Origin of the sequence: Pseudomonas sp. B21-040 (genome assembly GCF_024748695.1) — a bacterium.
Classification (GTDB): domain Bacteria; phylum Pseudomonadota; class Gammaproteobacteria; order Pseudomonadales; family Pseudomonadaceae; genus Aquipseudomonas.
The window spans coordinates 1,870,537-1,887,087 of record NZ_CP087176.1 but is presented as its reverse complement, the minus strand read 5'-3'; the positions used below and the strand labels follow the sequence as shown (position 1 = coordinate 1,887,087).

General features: G+C 59.2%; 18 protein-coding genes. 15 read left to right on the top strand and 3 right to left on the bottom strand.

Annotated elements, in window-relative coordinates; genetic code table 11:
* The first annotated feature begins 31 nt into the window (after nt 1–31).
* The 4 genes from LOY55_RS08560 (at nt 32) to LOY55_RS08545 (ending at nt 2,083) form a co-directional block, all read left to right on the top strand.
* Nucleotides 32–352, top strand: a complete 321-nt coding sequence (locus LOY55_RS08560) for a hypothetical protein (RefSeq protein ID WP_046027103.1) — start codon at nt 32–34, stop codon at nt 350–352.
* Nucleotides 353–426: 74 nt separating this feature from the next.
* Nucleotides 427–984 carry a Smr/MutS family protein gene (locus LOY55_RS08555; RefSeq protein WP_046027104.1) on the top strand — a complete coding sequence of 186 codons (558 nt, stop codon included), beginning with the start codon at nt 427–429 and terminating at the stop codon, nt 982–984.
* 77 nt (nt 985–1,061) lie between these two features.
* The gene (folE, locus tag LOY55_RS08550; protein ID WP_003204506.1) at nt 1,062–1,607 is read left to right on the top strand and encodes a GTP cyclohydrolase I FolE; all 546 of its coding nucleotides are present in this window, start codon (nt 1,062–1,064) and stop codon (nt 1,605–1,607) included.
* Nucleotides 1,608–1,711: 104 nt separating this feature from the next.
* Complete coding sequence (locus tag LOY55_RS08545) at nt 1,712–2,083, top strand: glutathione S-transferase N-terminal domain-containing protein (protein ID WP_046027105.1); 372 nt, start codon at nt 1,712–1,714, stop codon at nt 2,081–2,083.
* A gap of 63 nt (nt 2,084–2,146) precedes the next feature.
* Here LOY55_RS08545 and LOY55_RS08540 read toward each other — a convergent pair whose 3' ends face one another.
* On the bottom strand, nt 2,147–3,313 hold the full coding sequence (locus LOY55_RS08540) for a PLP-dependent aminotransferase family protein (protein ID WP_223522489.1): 1,167 nt from the start codon (nt 3,311–3,313) through the stop codon (nt 2,147–2,149).
* Between the two features lie 82 nt (nt 3,314–3,395).
* Here LOY55_RS08540 and LOY55_RS08535 point away from each other — a divergent pair, with 82 nt between their 5' ends.
* From LOY55_RS08535 to LOY55_RS08525, 3 genes are all read left to right on the top strand, one after another.
* Nucleotides 3,396–3,842: a MarR family winged helix-turn-helix transcriptional regulator gene (locus LOY55_RS08535; RefSeq protein ID WP_046027107.1), complete on the top strand. Its 447-nt coding sequence runs from the start codon at nt 3,396–3,398 to the stop codon at nt 3,840–3,842.
* 317 nt (nt 3,843–4,159) lie between these two features.
* Complete coding sequence (locus LOY55_RS08530; RefSeq protein WP_109787705.1) at nt 4,160–5,509, top strand: NCS2 family permease; 1,350 nt, start codon at nt 4,160–4,162, stop codon at nt 5,507–5,509.
* A 63-nt stretch (nt 5,510–5,572) separates the two neighbouring features.
* Nucleotides 5,573–6,199, top strand: coding sequence for a LysE family translocator (locus tag LOY55_RS08525; RefSeq protein ID WP_046027109.1), 627 nt, complete (start codon nt 5,573–5,575; stop codon nt 6,197–6,199).
* Between the two features lie 193 nt (nt 6,200–6,392).
* On the opposite strand, the gene uraH is transcribed toward LOY55_RS08525, so the two are convergent.
* Nucleotides 6,393–6,746: a hydroxyisourate hydrolase gene (uraH, locus tag LOY55_RS08520; RefSeq protein ID WP_046027110.1), complete on the bottom strand. Its 354-nt coding sequence runs from the start codon at nt 6,744–6,746 to the stop codon at nt 6,393–6,395.
* A 422-nt stretch (nt 6,747–7,168) separates the two neighbouring features.
* Between uraH and puuE the strand changes: the two genes are divergently transcribed.
* The 8 genes from puuE to LOY55_RS08480 all read left to right on the top strand — a co-directional run bounded on the left by puuE (nt 7,169) and on the right by LOY55_RS08480 (nt 15,227).
* Nucleotides 7,169–8,095 carry an allantoinase PuuE gene (gene puuE / locus LOY55_RS08515; protein ID WP_258667868.1) on the top strand — a complete coding sequence of 309 codons (927 nt, stop codon included), beginning with the start codon at nt 7,169–7,171 and terminating at the stop codon, nt 8,093–8,095.
* Nucleotides 8,092–8,607, top strand: coding sequence for a 2-oxo-4-hydroxy-4-carboxy-5-ureidoimidazoline decarboxylase (gene uraD, locus LOY55_RS08510; protein ID WP_109787707.1), 516 nt, complete (start codon nt 8,092–8,094; stop codon nt 8,605–8,607). The genes puuE and uraD overlap by 4 nt, the downstream gene beginning before the upstream one ends.
* 89 nt (nt 8,608–8,696) lie before the next feature.
* Nucleotides 8,697–9,692, top strand: a complete 996-nt coding sequence (gene alc, locus LOY55_RS08505) for an allantoicase (RefSeq protein ID WP_046027113.1) — start codon at nt 8,697–8,699, stop codon at nt 9,690–9,692.
* Between the two features lie 146 nt (nt 9,693–9,838).
* Nucleotides 9,839–10,342, top strand: coding sequence for an ureidoglycolate lyase (locus tag LOY55_RS08500; protein WP_008146154.1), 504 nt, complete (start codon nt 9,839–9,841; stop codon nt 10,340–10,342).
* A 50-nt stretch (nt 10,343–10,392) separates the two neighbouring features.
* On the top strand, nt 10,393–11,694 hold the full coding sequence (locus LOY55_RS08495) for a urate hydroxylase PuuD (protein WP_223522491.1): 1,302 nt from the start codon (nt 10,393–10,395) through the stop codon (nt 11,692–11,694).
* A gap of 138 nt (nt 11,695–11,832) precedes the next feature.
* Nucleotides 11,833–13,191, top strand: a complete 1,359-nt coding sequence (locus LOY55_RS08490) for a nucleobase:cation symporter-2 family protein (RefSeq protein ID WP_223522492.1) — start codon at nt 11,833–11,835, stop codon at nt 13,189–13,191.
* Nucleotides 13,192–13,279: 88 nt separating this feature from the next.
* Entirely contained in the window at nt 13,280–14,065 is a 786-nt protein-coding gene (locus LOY55_RS08485) for an outer membrane protein OmpK (RefSeq protein WP_109787709.1), read from the top strand.
* Nucleotides 14,066–14,441: 376 nt separating this feature from the next.
* The gene (locus LOY55_RS08480) at nt 14,442–15,227 is read left to right on the top strand and encodes an outer membrane protein OmpK (RefSeq protein ID WP_046027117.1); all 786 of its coding nucleotides are present in this window, start codon (nt 14,442–14,444) and stop codon (nt 15,225–15,227) included.
* Between the two features lie 140 nt (nt 15,228–15,367).
* Here the strand turns inward: LOY55_RS08480 and LOY55_RS08475 are convergent, their stop codons facing one another.
* A complete protein-coding gene (locus LOY55_RS08475; RefSeq protein WP_223522493.1) occupies nt 15,368–16,540 on the bottom strand; it encodes a patatin-like phospholipase family protein in 1,173 nt (390 codons plus the stop codon).
* Nucleotides 16,541–16,551: the final 11 nt, after the last annotated feature.

Sequence of the window (16,551 nt, the reverse complement as noted above, 5' to 3'; positions counted from 1 at the left end):
GAAGGGCCGATACCCATTGAGGAAGGTCGGAATGAAGTTATCCGATGGTTTTGACGCTCGGCGCTTGCGGCCTAAAGGCCAACGCAACTGGCGTTTTCGAATTGGCGCCGCGTTTGCCGCATTGCTGGCAACCTGCGGTGTGTTGCTCGCCATGGCCGCCGCTGCCAGCCTGTTTGGCCACGTACCCGCGCTGGGTGAATTGAACGCCAGCCGGACCGCAGCGGCAGTGATTCTGGCGGTCGGCCTGTTCGTGCTGTACCTGGGCGTGTGGCTGTGGCGGCGCTGCCGGCGGCGTGCACGCCAGTCGCGCGAGCTGAACATGTCCCCGCACCTGATGAAAAAACACGACTGAACCGACGGCCTGGCTTTTTGCCGGGCCGTTTCGTGATTACTTGGGTAAACTGGCCGCCCTTCGCGGAGGCTGACATGCAAGACGACGATTTTTCCCTGTTCAAAAGTGCGATCCAAGGCGTCAAGCCGATCAAGCACGATCGCGCCGAAACCGGCAAACCCAAGGCCGACCGCGCGCAAATCGCCAAGCTGCGTCAAGCCGCAACCATTCGCACTGATGCCACCACGGTTGATGGGCTGTCCGATCAGTTCGTCATCGACGTCGGCCCGGAAGACGAATTGATGTGGGCCCGTGACGGTGTGCAGGAAAGCCAGATGCGCAAACTCAAGATCGGGCAGATTCCGTTCGAGGGCAGCCTCGACCTGCATGGCATGAACGTGGAAAAAGCGCGAGAAACCCTTTGGGCCTTTCTCGCCGAAGCCACCAAATTCGAAATTCGCTGCGTGCGCGTCACCCACGGTAAAGCCGTGCGTCTGGACGGCAAGCGGCCGATGATCAAGAGTCACGTCAACACCTGGCTACGCCAGCATCCACAGGTGCTCGGTTTCACTTCATGCCAGGCAAAACATGGCGGCGCGGGAGCAGTGTATGTAATGCTCAAACGCACCATGATGGAAGGTCGCGACGAGTAAAGCTGTCGCGTCGCTCTTGCAGCACCGTGTTTGCCACCGTACCCTTGCCCTTTGCGTAAAATCCCACAGGTAGTTTCATGTCCCTGGAACAGAATTACACCGCGATCCTTGGCCAACTGGGCGAAGACGTCTCCCGCGAGGGCCTGCTCGACACGCCAAAACGTGCCGCCAAAGCCATGCAGTACCTCTGCCGCGGTTATGAACAGACGCTCGAAGAAGTCACCAACGGTGCCTTGTTCAGCTCCGACAACAGCGAAATGGTGCTGGTCAAGGACATCGAGTTGTACTCGTTGTGCGAACACCACCTGCTGCCGTTCATCGGCAAGGCCCATGTCGCTTATATCCCGAGCGGCAAAGTATTGGGCCTGTCGAAAGTCGCGCGCATCGTCGATATGTACGCCCGCCGCTTGCAGATCCAGGAAAACCTCAGCCGCCAGATCGCGGATGCGGTCCAGCAGGTCACCGGCGCCCTGGGCGTTGCGGTGGTGATCGAGGCCAAGCACATGTGCATGATGATGCGCGGTGTGGAGAAACAGAATTCGTCGATGATCACCTCGGTGATGCTCGGTGAGTTCCGCGAAAACGCGGCCACCCGCAGCGAGTTTCTCAGCCTGATCAAGTAACGGGCCGCACGAAGAAAACCGGCATTCATCGCCGGTTTTTTTTCGTCCGCAAAAAATCAGGTAAGCTGCGCGCCCTTCTTCATTCGCACCGTGAGGCTTTCAACGTGTTCGTAAAAGCGCTTCGTGTCGGCCTTGGCCAACTGATCATCTTCATCGACTTCATCACCCGTCCGGGCAAGAAGCAGCGCCCTGCCGCTGCTCAGGCTCAGGTCGAAGCGGCCGCCAAGGGCCTGACACTGTATCAATTCCACGCCTGCCCGTTCTGCGTGAAGACCCGCCGCTCCCTGCGCCGCCTGAACGTGCCGGTGGCCCTGCGCGATGCGAAGAACAACGAGCAGGATCGCCAGACTCTGCTGGAACAAGGTGGCAAGATCAAAGTGCCGTGCCTGCGTATCGAAGAGAACGGCCAGACCACCTGGATGTATGAGTCCAAGGTGATCATTGATTATCTGGACAAGCGATTCGCGGCAGCCTGACACCGCAAACTCCAGACAAAAATAAACCGGCCCTTGAGCCGGTTTATTTGTTTCTGCCCCCCCTCAGGCTGCTTTAGCCGCCAGAGCCTGACGCACGACCGCCGCCAATCGCTTCAGCCCTTCATCCAGTCGAGCCGGGTCAATGTGACTGAAGTTCAGCCGCAGATGCCCGTGATGGTTGTCCGGCTCGGGAAAGAACGGTTCCCCCGGCATGAATGCCACGTCATTGTCCAACGCCGCATTGAGCAGGGTTCGTGTGTCCATTGGCTGTTTCAACGTCAGCCAGAAAAACAACCCACCCTGGGGCACGTTCCAGTCCGCCAGATCGGCAAAGTGCGTTTGCAGTGCTGCTTCAAATGCGTCTCGACGGCAGCGGTAGAAGTTGCGCAACTCACTCAGGTGCTGCTGGTATTTCTCGGTGCCGATCCATTGCAGCGCTTGCCATTGGCCAATCCGGTTGGTGTGCAGGTCCGCCGATTGCTTGAGCTTCAACAAATGCGGAAACAGGTCTGGGCTGGCAATCAGGTAACCGACACGCAGGCCCGGCAACAGGGTTTTCGAGACGGTGCCGGTGTAGATCCAGCTGGCTTTCTTCAAGCGACTGACAATCGGCGTGGCGCTGGCGCCGTCGAAGGTCAATTCGCGATAAGGCTCGTCTTCGATCAGGGTCACACCGAACTCGTCGAGCAATGCCGCCACGGCATCGCGCTTGGCCTCGCTGTAACGCACTGCCGATGGATTCTGGAACGTTGGAATCAGGTAGATGAACGCCGGACGATGTTTTTCCAGGCGTGCGCGTAACTGCATCAGGTCCGGGCCATCCGATTGCTGCGGCACGGTGATGCAGTCGGCACCGAACAGCTGGAAGATCTGCAACGCCGCCAGATACGTCGGTGCTTCGAGCAATACCTCGGTGCCTTTATCGATATAGAGCTTGGCCGCCAGATCGAGGGTTTGCTGGGAACCGCTGACCACCAGCACCTGACTCGCCTCGCACGGCACGCCCAGCGCCCGCGCCTCTGCTGCCAGGGCTTCACGCAATGCGGGTTCGCCTTCGCTCATGCCGTACTGGCCCATGGACAACGGCAAGTCGGCCCATTCCACCTTCGGCAACATGGCTTCGGCCGGCAAGCCACCGGCAAACGACATCACTTGCGGACGTTGAGCGGCCGCGAGGATTTCTCTGATCAAAGAACTTTTGAGGCGCGAGACACGTTCGGAAAAAGCCATGAGAGTCACCGGTAGCGAGGCCTGAGGAAAATGAGTCAAACTTGTTGACCGAAATTACGACAGACCTGACGGATACGTCAACATGATTGACCTTAAAAACCCGACATCCCAGCAACAGGCCATGGAAGCGTTTTTCTTTGGCTACCAGGCGTTCACCGCCAAAGCCGATGAAATGCTCGAACGTCGCGGCTTGAGCCGGGTGCATCAACGCATCGTGTTTTTCATCGCCCGTTATCCGAACCTCAGCGTGAAGGAGTTGCTGGCGCTGCTCGGCGTGAGCAAGCAAGCGCTGAACATGCCGTTGCGTCAGTTGGTAGAGATGCATTTGGTGAACAGTGTAGCGTCAGAAACTGACAAGCGGAAACGCCTGCTGGAGTTGACTGAGGATGGCGCGCGGTTCGAGCAATCGTTGCGGCGCGAGCAAGTGAAATTGCTTGAGCGGGTGTTTGCCGAGGCCGGGGAGACGGCGGTGAATGGGTGGTTGGCGGTGAACAAGGCGCTGGGGCAAACCCAGGTGCTTGCGGACTGAGTGTTCTGGTTGATGGATTTGTAGTGGGTGGTTTGGCCCCTTCGCGAGCAGGCTCACTCCTACAGGGGAATGCGGTCAACTGTGGGAGCGTGGCTTGCCCGCGATGGCGTCCTTCCTGGCGATATACCCCTATCGCCAAATATTTCGTCGACAAAATCAAAAACATTATTTGCTTTCTTTGTATACAAAAGCATAATCCACTTCGTGCGAGTTTCTGACCGTACGGTCAACAAATTCGCAAGTGCCTCAAAGGGCCGCTGCCACCCTCATGGGTCCGGCCCTGGAAATAACAATAAAACTCTTGAGGAGTACTCGCTGTGGAAAGCCGCAAATCCGAAGCATCGACGCTGGATCTCTCGCCGCCTTTACGAAATGGCTGGCTGGAGCGCATCTTTAAACTCAGCTTGCATGGCACCACGGTGAAGACCGAGCTGATCGCCGGTCTGACAACCTTCATCACCATGGCTTACATCATCTTCGTCAACCCGAACATCATGGCCGATGCCGGCATCGATCACGGCGCCGCGTTTGTCGCCACCTGCATCGCCGCTGCATTGGGTTGCCTGCTGATGGGCCTGTACGCCAACTGGCCGGTCGGCCTGGCGCCGGGCATGGGACTGAACGCCTTCTTTACCTACACCGTGGTCGGCACCATGGGCTACAACTGGGAAACCGCCCTCGGTGCGGTGTTCGTGTCCGGTGTGTTGTTCATGATCCTGACCTTTTCGCGGATTCGCGAATGGCTGCTCAACAGCATTCCGGTCAGCCTGCGCTTCGCCATGGGCGCCGGCGTGGGGCTGTTCCTGGGCCTGATCGGCCTGAAAACCGCAGGCATCGTCGTCGATAGCCCGGCGACCCTGATCAAGCTCGGCTCCCTGCGCGAACCCGGCCCGCTGCTCGCCGCCGTTTGCTTCTTGATGATCGCCATCCTCAGCTACCACAAAGTGTTCGGCGCGATCCTCATCAGCATCATCACCGTGACCCTGGCTGGCTGGGGTCTTGGCCTGGTGCATTACGAGGGCATCATGTCCGCCCCGCCGAGCCTGGCCCCGACCTGGATGGCCATGAACCTCGCCGGCGTCTTCAACGTCAGCATGATCAGCGTGGTCCTGGCTTTCCTCTTTGTGCACATGTTCGACACCGCCGGCACGCTGATGGGCGTGGCCCAGCGCGCCAACCTGGTCGGCGCTGACGGCCGGATCGAAAACCTCTCCCGCGCGATGAAAGCTGACAGTGCGTCCAGCGTATTTGGTGCGGTTGTGGGTGTTCCGCCGGTTACCAGCTATGTGGAAAGCGCCGCGGGTGTTGCGGCGGGTGGGCGCACCGGCCTTACGGCGGTCACCGTCGGCGTGCTGTTTATCGCGGCGATGTTCTTCGCCCCCCTGGCCGGGATGATCCCAGCCTATGCCACCGCCGGCGCGCTGATTTATGTGGCGATGCTGATGATGGGCGGCATGAAGCACATCGAATGGGACGAAGCTACCGATAGCATTCCGGCGATCGTCACCGCGATCATGATGCCGCTGACCTTCTCGGTCGCCGACGGCATCGCACTGGGTTTCATCACCTACGTGGCGCTGAAGGCCGGTACCGGTAAATACAAGGAAATCTCCGTCAGCTTGTGGGTGCTCTGCGCGATCTTCATCGCCAAGTTCATCTTCTTGTAAGCGGTCCTCGTTTCAACCCGCCTCACCCACCGGGTGGGGCTTTTGCACATTTGGAGGAAAGTGATGAGTCTGGAAACCTGGCTGCTGTTCAGCGGCGCTGCGCTGGTAGTGATCCTGATCCCGGGGCCGCTGTCTTTGCTGATGATCAGCAACAGTCTCAATTACGGTTTGCGCCGTTCTTACCCGGCGTTTCTCGGCGGTGTCATTGCCTCGATTTGCTTGCTCAGTGCCTCGGCGCTGGGCCTGGGCGCCTTGCTGTTGGCGTCGGAACAACTGTTCAGCGCGCTGAAAATCGTCGGCGCGCTCTATCTGTTCTACCTCGCCTGGCAGAGCTGGCAGCAATCGCGCCAGCCGTCGGTGGGCGCCGAAGTGCCTCTGGCGGCGCCAGTGCCGCGCTTTCGTGCCCTGTTCGGGCGCGCGTTTGTATTGGGCGCGAGCAACCCGAAAGACATTCTGTTCTTTGCCGCCTTCCTGCCGCAGTTCCTCAGCGCCGAGCAGCCGTTCCTGCCGCAGTTGCTGGTGATGATTGCGACCTGGACCGTGCTCGATCTGCTGTGCAAGTTGGCTTATGGGCTGGGTGCGCATGGTGCGGCGCGGTATTTGCGTAGCGGCAAGGGGCAGAGCTGGTTTAACCGGGTGAGTGCGGGGTTGTTTGGTGGTGCAGGCGCTGCATCTTTGTTGAGCCGCTAAGAGCATCGCGGGCAAGCCCGCTCCCACAGGGTTATGTGAGCGCCACAACTCCTTGTGGGAGCGGGCTTGCCCGCGATGGCATCGGCACAGGCAACATTTCTCCAGACGAAAAAAAGCCCGCAGTGTGAGCGGGCGAAAGACCAAAGAAGCTATATGCGCAGTCGCTTCCAGGTTGTGGCAGCTGCTTGGGGGATCAGCTGCCGCGGTACGTGGAATAGCTATAGGGCGAAATCAGCAGTGGCACATGGTAGTGATCCTGCTCGGCAGAGATGCCAAAACGCAGCACCACCACATCCAGAAATGCCGGCTCCGGCAGCGCAACGCCACGGGCGCGGTAGTAATCGCCCGCATGGAACTGAACCTGATAGACCCCGGTACGGTAGTCATCGCCTTGCAGCAGGGGTGCATCGACCCGACCGTCGCTGTTGGTTATCGCGCTGGCGACCAATTCCAGCTGCGATCCTTCAACGCGGTACAACTCGACCTTGATCGAGCTGCCCGGGCAACCGTGTGCTGCGTCCAAAACGTGTGTAGTCAAACGTCCCATTGATTCTGCGCGCCTGCCTGCGTCAAGCAGTCAGACCTCGCGCCTCCCGAAGTCAGTTAAAAAGGAGACCGCACCGGTTCGGAGCACGAAACGCTGCGGCGAGCGATTGATTAAGACACTTTTCAAAAAAATTGTACACAATAAAAACGACATATTTACCTCGATGCCCGCCAGTCGGGAATTTCCGGCGAATTTGCGCCACCTCATAAGATCAGAGGAGCCTCTACCATTTAGCTGACCGGTCAGGCAGGTTTCTTGCAGTATCATCAATTCATGACAGTTCGCGAAAAATGCAAAAATTCAGGCTTACAAAGTGAATATAAAGTTGTATACAATCAGCCCATCGCTGTGACGCCAGCCTGGCACTCAATGTTCAGGCACGTCGCGCCAACGTCATCACCGAATTAAGAAGGAAGACTGCAGTGAGCGCTGACTACCCACGCGACCTGATCGGTTACGGCAGTAACCCTCCTCACCCACATTGGCCGGGGAACGCCCGCATTGCCTTGTCTTTCGTACTCAATTACGAAGAAGGCGGCGAGCGCAACATCCTGCACGGCGATAAAGAATCCGAAGCCTTCCTCTCCGAAATGGTCTCGGCGCAGCCACTGCAAGGCGCGCGCAACATGAGCATGGAATCGCTTTACGAGTATGGCAGCCGTGCCGGTGTCTGGCGGATTCTGAAGCTGTTCAAGGAATTCGACATTCCACTGACCATCTTCGCCGTGGCCATGGCCGCCCAGCGCCACCCGGACGTGATCCGCGCGATGGTCGATGCCGGCCACGAGATCTGCAGCCACGGCTATCGCTGGATCGACTACCAGTACATGGACGAAGCCCAGGAACGCGAGCACATGCTCGAAGCGATCCGCATCCTCACCGAAATCACCGGTGAACGTCCGCTGGGCTGGTACACCGGTCGCACCGGCCCCAACACCCGCAAGTTGGTGATGGAAGAAGGCGGTTTTCTCTATGACTGCGACACCTACGACGACGACCTGCCCTACTGGGAACCCAACAACCCGACCGGCAAGCCGCACCTGGTGATCCCGTATACCCTGGACACCAATGACATGCGCTTCACCCAGGTCCAGGGTTTCAACAAGGGCGACGACTTCTTCGAATACCTCAAAGATGCGTTCGACGTGCTGTACGCCGAAGGCGCCGAAGCACCGAAGATGCTGTCGATCGGCCTGCACTGCCGCCTGATCGGCCGTCCGGCGCGTCTGGCATCGCTCAAGCGCTTTATCGAATACGCTAAGAGTCATGAACAGGTGTGGTTCAGCCGCCGCGTCGACATCGCTCGTCACTGGCACGAAACCCACCCGTACCAAGGGGCTGCGAAATGAGCACCTTTCAAACCGTCAAACCTTCGAGCCTGAGCCGTGACGCGTTCGTCGCCGCTTTCGCCGACATCTACGAACATTCGCCATGGGTGGCCGAGAAGGCCTTTGACCTGGGCCAGGACGCTTCGATCGACGAGATCGAAACCCTGCACCAGCGCATGAGCGACATCCTGTTGAGCGCCGATCACGCAAGCCAGCTTGCCCTGATCAACGCTCACCCGGACCTGGCCGGCAAAGCTGCCGTCCAGGGCCAACTAACCGAAGCCAGCACCCATGAACAGGCTGGCGCCGGTATTCACCAATGCACGGCCGAAGAGTTCCAGCGCTTCACCGAGCTGAACGACGCCTACAAAGCCAAGTTCAAGTTTCCCTTCATCATGGCGGTAAAAGGCAGCAACCGGCATCAGATCCTCGCAGCGTTCGAAACGCGCATCCACAACTCGGTCGACACCGAATTCAAATGTGCGCTGGCAGAGATCAACAAGATCGCCCTGTTCCGATTACTGACCCTATAGCAAGCCTGGCCCGAGTGGATTCAAGAACGCTGATTCACCCAGGGCCTCGCAAGCATCCCAAGCCAACTTATTAAAGGCAGACAAGAAGAATGAAAGCTTACGCCGTACCTTTCGAGAAGTTCGTCAACCTGGCCGATGCCCGTTTGGGCACCAAAATCATCTCGGTCACCGATGACTGGTTCGCAGACGCCAACCGTCTGTTCCAACCGACCCCGGCCGTGTGGAAGGAGGGCGTGTTCGATGACAACGGCAAGTGGATGGACGGCTGGGAGTCGCGCCGCAAGCGCTTCGAAGGCTACGACAGCGCGGTGATCCGCCTGGGCGTACCGGGCTCGATCAAAGGCGTCGACATCGACACTTCATTCTTCACCGGCAACTTCCCGCCGTCGGCCTCCCTGGAAGCCTGCTTCCTGGCTGAAGGCGAGCCGACCGAAAACACCCAGTGGGTTGAAGTTCTGTCCGCCGTCGAACTGCAAGGCAACAGCCACCACTTCCACGAAATCAACAACGATCAGGCGTTCAGTCACCTGCGCTTCAACATCTACCCGGATGGCGGCGTGGCCCGTCTGCGTGTGTACGGCGTGCCGCACCGCGACTGGTCCGCTGTGGGCGACAACGAGCAAATCGACCTGGCCGCAGCCCTCAACGGTGGCCGCGCCCTCGCCTGCTCCGACGAACACTTCGGTCGCATGAGCAACATCCTCAACCCGGGCCGTGGCATCAACATGGGCGACGGCTGGGAAACCGCACGTCGTCGCACGCCAGGCAATGACTGGGTGATCGTCGCGCTGGGTCATGCCGGCGAGATTGAAAAAGTCATCGTCGACACCCTGCACTTCAAGGGCAACTACCCGGACACTTGCTCGATCCAGGGCGCCTTCGTGAAGGGCGGCACCGACAGCCAGATCGAAACCCAATCGTTGTTCTGGCGCGAATTGCTGCCGGCGCAGAAACTGGAAATGCACGCCGAACACACCTTCGCCGAGCAGATCAAGGCATTGGGCCCGATCACCCACATCCGCCTGAACGTGTTCCCGGATGGTGGTGTGAGCCGCCTGCGCGTACTGGGCAAGGTCGCTAAATAAGGGTGAACCTAAATGATCGTTCCCACGTTCTGCGTGGGAACGCATCCCGTGACGCTCTGCGTCACAGAGTGGACGCGGAGCGTCCGGTGAGGCATTCCCACGCAGAGCGTGGGAACGATCAAACACAGAATTCGGATAAGAACAGCATGCGCACACTGACGATTGAACCGCTGACCAAAGAAGCCTTCGCCCCTTTCGGTGACGTGATCGAAACCGACGGCAGCGATCACTTCATGATCAACAACGGTTCGACCATGCGTTTTCACAAACTGGCGACGGTGGAAACCGCGAAGCCAGAAGATAACGCGATCATCAGCATCTTCCGCGCTGACGCGCAGGACATGCCGCTGACCGTCAGCATGCTGGAGCGTCACCCGTTGGGCAGCCAGGCGTTTATTCCGCTGCTCGGCAACCCTTTTCTGATCGTGGTCGCGCCACTTGGCGATGAACCTGTATCAGGCTTGGTCCGCGCCTTCGTCACCAACGGCAGGCAGGGCATTAATTACCATCGCGGCGTCTGGCACCACCCGGTGCTGACGATCGAAAAGCGGGATGACTTCCTGGTGGTTGATCGCAGTGGCACAGGCAATAACTGCGATGAGCATTTTTTCAAAGAGGATGAGCGTTTGATCCTCGCCCCCCACCAATAAGAGAAGGTCTGATCACTCGACAACAGAGTGACAGGCGAGAGGTAAAGACTGTGGAAGCACATCTGTTGGAATGGCTGAACCTCAGCGTGCGCTGGGTTCATATGATTACTGGCGTGGCCTGGATCGGTGCGTCGTTCTATTTCGTCTGGCTGGAAAACAACCTCAATCGGGTCAACCCGAAAAGTGGGCTGGCTGGCGATTTGTGGGCAATCCACGGTGGCGGTATCTACCACCTGGAAAAATACAAACTGGCTCCACCAACCATGCCGGACAACCTGCACTGGTTCAAATGGGAAGCTTACTTCACCTGGATGTCGGGGATCGCGCTGCTGTGCGTGGTGTTCTACTCCAACCCGACGCTCTACCTGCTGGCACCGGGCAGCGCCCTGAGCGGTCCTGAAGGCGTACTGTTGGGCATCGGCTCGCTGTTCGTCGGCTGGTTCGTCTACTCCTTCCTGTGTGACTCGGCCCTGGGCAAGCGCCCTGCCCTGCTCGGGTTCATCCTGTTCGTACTGATCATTGGCGCGGCCTACGGCTTCAGCAAAGTGTTCAGCGGACGCGGTGCTTACCTGCACGTCGGCGCGATCATCGGCACCATCATGGTCGGTAACGTGTTCCGCATCATCATGCCGGCGCAGCGCGCACTGGTGGCGGCGATTGCCGAGAACCGCACGCCCGATCCGGCCCTGCCGGCCAAAGGCCTGCTGCGTTCGCGTCACAACAACTACTTCACCTTGCCGGTGCTGTTCATCATGATCAGCAACCACTTCCCGAGCACTTACGGCAGCCAGTACAACTGGCTGATCCTGGCCGGGATCGCGGTGTTGGCGGTGTTGGTGCGTCACTACTTCAACACCCGTCACGACAGCCACAAGTTCGCCTGGACATTGCCAGTCGCGGCAGTTGGCATGATCAGCCTGGCTTACGTCACCGGTCCCGCACCGATGACCAGCCCGGACGTGGCCAAGGCTCCGGCAAAAATCGAATACCAGCCGCTGCCGGAAACGGCGCTGGGTGGTGGTTTGAAACCTGCTGAAACCAAACCCGCCGAAGCACCCACCGCCGCACCGGCGCAAGCGTCCAACGCAGGCCCCGGTTTCGACAAGGTGCACAGTGTGATTCAGGAGCGTTGCGCGGTTTGCCATTCGGCCAAACCAACCAGCCCGCTGTTCAGTGCCGCCCCGGCCGGCGTGATGTTCGACACCCCCGAGCAAATCCGCCAGAACGCGGCGCGGATCCAGGCTCAAGCCGTCACCAGCCAGATCATGCCACTGGGCAACATCACTCAGATGACCCAGCAGGAACGTGACCTGATCGGCGCCTGGATTGTTCAGGGAGCACCGACCAACTAAGTAGCAAAAGCATCGCGAGCAAGCTCGCTCCCACAGGTTTTGCATTGTCTGTGTGGGAGCTGGCTTGCCTGCGATTGGCCGCAACGCGGTCTACCTGATGCACAAAATCACAAGAATAAAAAAGATCCGAGGTGTTGCATGTCCGAGCTATCCGCAGCGCGCATCCCCGACGCACCCGCCATTCAGCGTTTGCCCCTTTTGCAACTGATCCTGGTCGGTCTGCAACATGTTCTGCTGATGTACGGTGGCGCCATCGCGGTGCCGCTGATCATCGGACAGGCCGCTGGCCTGAGTCGTGAAGAAATCGCCTTCCTGATCAACGCCGACCTGCTGGTCGCCGGCATCGCCACCATCGTTCAGTCGCTGGGCATCGGCCCCATGGGCATTCGCATGCCGGTGATGATGGGCGCCAGTTTCGCTGCGGTCGGCAGCATGGTCGCCATGGCCGGCATGCCCGGAATCGGTCTGCAAGGGATCTTCGGCGCAACCATCGCCGCCGGGTTCTTCGGCATGCTCATCGCGCCGTTCATGTCCAAAGTCGTACGCTTCTTCCCGCCGCTGGTGACGGGCACGGTCATCACCTCGATCGGTTTGTCGCTGTTCCCCGTGGCCGTGAACTGGGCCGGCGGCGGTGCGAGCGCCGCTCAGTTCGGTTCACCGATTTACCTGGCCATCGCCGCACTGGTGCTGGGCACCATTTTGCTGGTGCACCGTTTCATGCGCGGTTTCTGGGTCAATATTTCCGTGCTGATCGGCATGTGCCTGGGCTACGTGATCTGCGGCGTGATCGGCATGGTCGACCTCAGCGGCATGGCCAACGCGCCGTGGGTTCAGTTCGTCACCCCACTGCATTTCGGTATGCCGAAGTTCGAACTCGCGCCGATCCTGTCGATGTGCCTGGTGGTGGTGATCATCTTCGTCGAGTCCACCGGGATGTTCCTCGCGCTGGGCAAAATCACCGGCCAGGAAGTCTGCCCGCGAATGCTGCGTCGCGGCTTGCTGTGTGATGCCGGCGCCTCGTTTTTCGCCGGGTTCTTCAACACCTTCACCCACTCCTCTTTCGCGCAGAACATCGGCCTGGTGCAGATGACCGGCGTGCGTTGCCGCTCGGTCACCATCGTTGCCGGCGGTTTGCTGATTGTGCTGAGCCTGCTGCCCAAGGCCGCGTTCCTGGTCGCATCGATTCCGCCAGCAGTACTGGGCGGCGCGGCGATTGCGATGTTCGGCATGGTCGCGGCGACCGGAATAAAGATTCTCCAGGAAGCTGACATCGGTGACCGTCGCAATCAGTTGCTGGTGGCGGTGAGCATCGGCATGGGGCTGATCCCGGTGGTACGCCCGGAGTTTTTCGCCCACCTGCCCGTGTGGATGAGCCCGATCACCCACAGCGGCATCGCGATGGCCACCCTCAGCGCGCTGACGCTGAACCTGCTGTTCAACATCCTGGGTGGCGCCGAACGCGCAGCCATCAACGACTGCCACGCACACACCCATTGATCTGACGAACAACCAAGGGGGCCCGCCTGTGGTCAGCCCCCTGGCCACAACCTGCGCCTCGAACAATAAAAACAAGAGGGAGCAACAGATGATTCGGACACAAACCAACGTGCTGTTGAGTGGTGGCCTGCTGGCCGCGAGTCAGGCCATGGCTGGCGATTTACTGCTGTGGCAAACCAACAGCCTGAGCTACCTGTACGGCAAGGATTTCGTGGTCAACCCGGCGATCCAGCAGACGATAACCTTCGAACACGCCGACCGCTGGAAGTACGGCGACAACTTCCTGTTCGTCGACAGCACCTGGTACAACGGCGAGAAAGACCGGAACAAAGGCGCCCACGCCTATTACGGCGAGTTCAGCCCGCGCCTCTCCTTCGGCAAAATCCTCGATCGCCGTTTCGAATTTGGCCCGATCAAAGACGTGCTGCTGGCCATGACCTACGAAAGTGGCGAAGACGACACCGAGGCCTACCTGATCGGCCCCGGCTTCGACCTCGCTGTCCCGGGCTTCAACTTTTTCACCTTGAACTTCTATTACCGTCAGACCGAAGGCTCGCGCCCCGGCGACGATGTCTGGCAAGTCACCCCGGCCTGGTCCTACACCCTGCCATTGGGCAACTCGAACGTGTTGATCGACGGCTACATCGATTGGGTGGTGGACAACGACCAGAACTCACACGGCACCTATCACGCCAACCTGCACTTCAACCCGCAGATCAAATATGACCTGGGCAAAGCCCTGGGCTGGCGTGAGAAACAGGTGTACGTCGGCGCCGAATACAGCTACTGGAAAGACAAATACGGCATCGAGAACACCTCTAACTTCGACACCAATGAAAACACCACCAGCCTGCTGGTGAAGGTGCATTTCTAAGATGACCGGCAACCGTGCCCCAAACCTGTCGTCGGTGCGCTGTTGCGGGGCACTTGAGACCTGGCCAAGGAGTCAGTATTCTCCGCGGCCGCCTGAATCCGCTTTAAAAAAAAGCCCGGATTTAATTCCTGACCAGAAGGCCAACTTATCCCGGCTCTGGACGGTACCAAGGCATTCCACCCCCCCTCTCAATCGACTGTTCTTGAGCAGCCGAGCGGGAGTTTTTTTGCTTTTTGAAAGCCTTGGCGCAGCTCTTGCTAACAGCATTAAAGCTGACCGATTGGATGATTTTTTACCGCTACAGAAACAGGCGCCACACCAGAGCGCCGACCTTAAAAAAATAACGTGGAACCACCTACTTTTTGGGAGCAACCGAATGAAACGTACGTGCACTAGCCTGATGTTGGCGGGATCGATGCTGGCCGGGGGCCAGGCCATGGCCGGCGACTTGCTGCAATGGCAGACCAACAGCCTGACTTACCTCTACGGTAAAGAATTCAAGGTCAACCCTGCCATTCAGCAGACCGTGACGTTCGAACACGCCGATGGCTGGAAATACGGCGACAACTTCTTCTTTATCGACAAGATCTTCTACAACGGCAAGGAAGACGCCTTTGCGGGCAAGAACACTCACTACGGTGAGCTCAGCCCGCGCTTGTCGTTCAACAAGATTTTCGACCAGAAATTCGAACTCGGCCCGATCAAAGATGTACTGCTGGCCATGACCTACGAGTTTGGTGAGGACGATACTGAGTCCTACCTGATCGGCCCGGGTTTCGACCTGGCTATTCCGGGCTTCGACTACTTCCAGTTGAACTTCTACAACCGTCACACCGAAGGCGATCGCCCAGGCGACAACGTCTGGCAAATCACCCCGGTCTGGTCTTACACCATTCCAGTGGGCAGTTCGAGTGTGCTGATCGACGGTTACATGGACTGGGTCGTCGACAACGACGTCAACAGCCGAGGCGAATACCACGCCAACCTGCACTTCAACCCACAGGTCAAATATGACTTGGGCAAGGCGCTGAATTTCGGTGCGAAGCAGCTGTATGTCGGTGTTGAATACGACTACTGGAAAAACAAATACGGGATCGAAGATTCCGGTGCCTTTACGACCAATCAGAACGTGACGAGCCTCTTGGTGAAGTTCCACTTCTGATCCGGCTGTAAGTGGCGTCTGCGAGGACGCCATCGCGGGCAAGCCACGCTCCCACAGGGTTTCAGGTCGTTCTCAAATTGTTTAAACGACACAAAACCCTGTGGGAGCGTGGCTTGCCCGCGATGGCCGCACCACAAGTCTCAAGCCGGGACCACAGACTCCACCAATCCCAGAAACCGGCAAAGCTCCCCACGCTTGGCCAACGCATCGCGTCGCCCCAGCTCAATCAATTCGCTGCAATACCCCGCCTCGAACAGCAAATAGCTCAACACCCCCGCCCCGCTCGTCTTCGTAGCCCCAGGCCCACGCAGAAACAGGCGCAACGCTGCCGGTAATTCCTGCCGATGCCGCGCCGCAATCTCGTCGATCGGCTGACTCGGCGAAATCACCAGCACGTCTACCGGCGCCACGCCCAGCGCACGGGTCGGCGTACCATCGGGCATCAAGTGACTGAACTGATTCAGACGCTGCAACAGCTCGATGTCGCTTTCCAGGCTATCAATGAACGTACTGTTGAGCATGTGCCCGCCGATCTGCGCCAGCGTCGGCTGTTGCCCGGTGTAGGTGCGTTGCAGCGGTTGCTGCGGGTCGACGCCACGCGGGTTGCCGCTGACACCCACCACCAGCACGCGGCTGGCGCCCAGGTGCAGCGCCGGGCTGATCGGGGCGGATTGGCGCACGGCGCCGTCGCCGAAGTACTCGTCGCCGATTTTCACCGGGGCGAACAACAGCGGAATGGCGGAGCTGGCCAGCAAATGCTCGACACTCAATGCAGTCGGAACGCCGATGCGCCGATGACGCAACCACGAATCGATGGTGCCGCCGCCCTGATAGAAGGTGACGGCCTGACCGGACTCATAGCCAAACGCAGTCACCGCCACCGCCTGCAATTGCTTTTGCGCAATCGCTTCGGCGATGCCGGCCATGTTCAGTTTGTCATTGAGCAAACCGCGCAGTGGCGAACTGTTCAGCAATGCCACCGGCACCTGAGCGCCGATGCCCAACAGGCTGTGACTGACAAAGCGACTGGCCTGGCTGATCACGCCGGGCCAATCGCTGCGCAGCACCAGATGGCTGCGAAAGCCCTGCCAGAACGCCGTCAGTTTTTCGATCGCGCCGCGAAAATCCATCGCCCCGCTGGCCAGGCTGACCGCGTTGATCGCCCCGGCCGAGGTGCCGACGATCACCGGAAACGGGTTGCTTGCGCCCACCGGCAATAGCTCGGCAATCGCCGCCAACACCCCCACTTGATACGCCGCCCGAGCCCCACCGCCGGAAAGAATCAACCCTGTAACCGGTTCAGCAGGACTCATCGCAACACTCC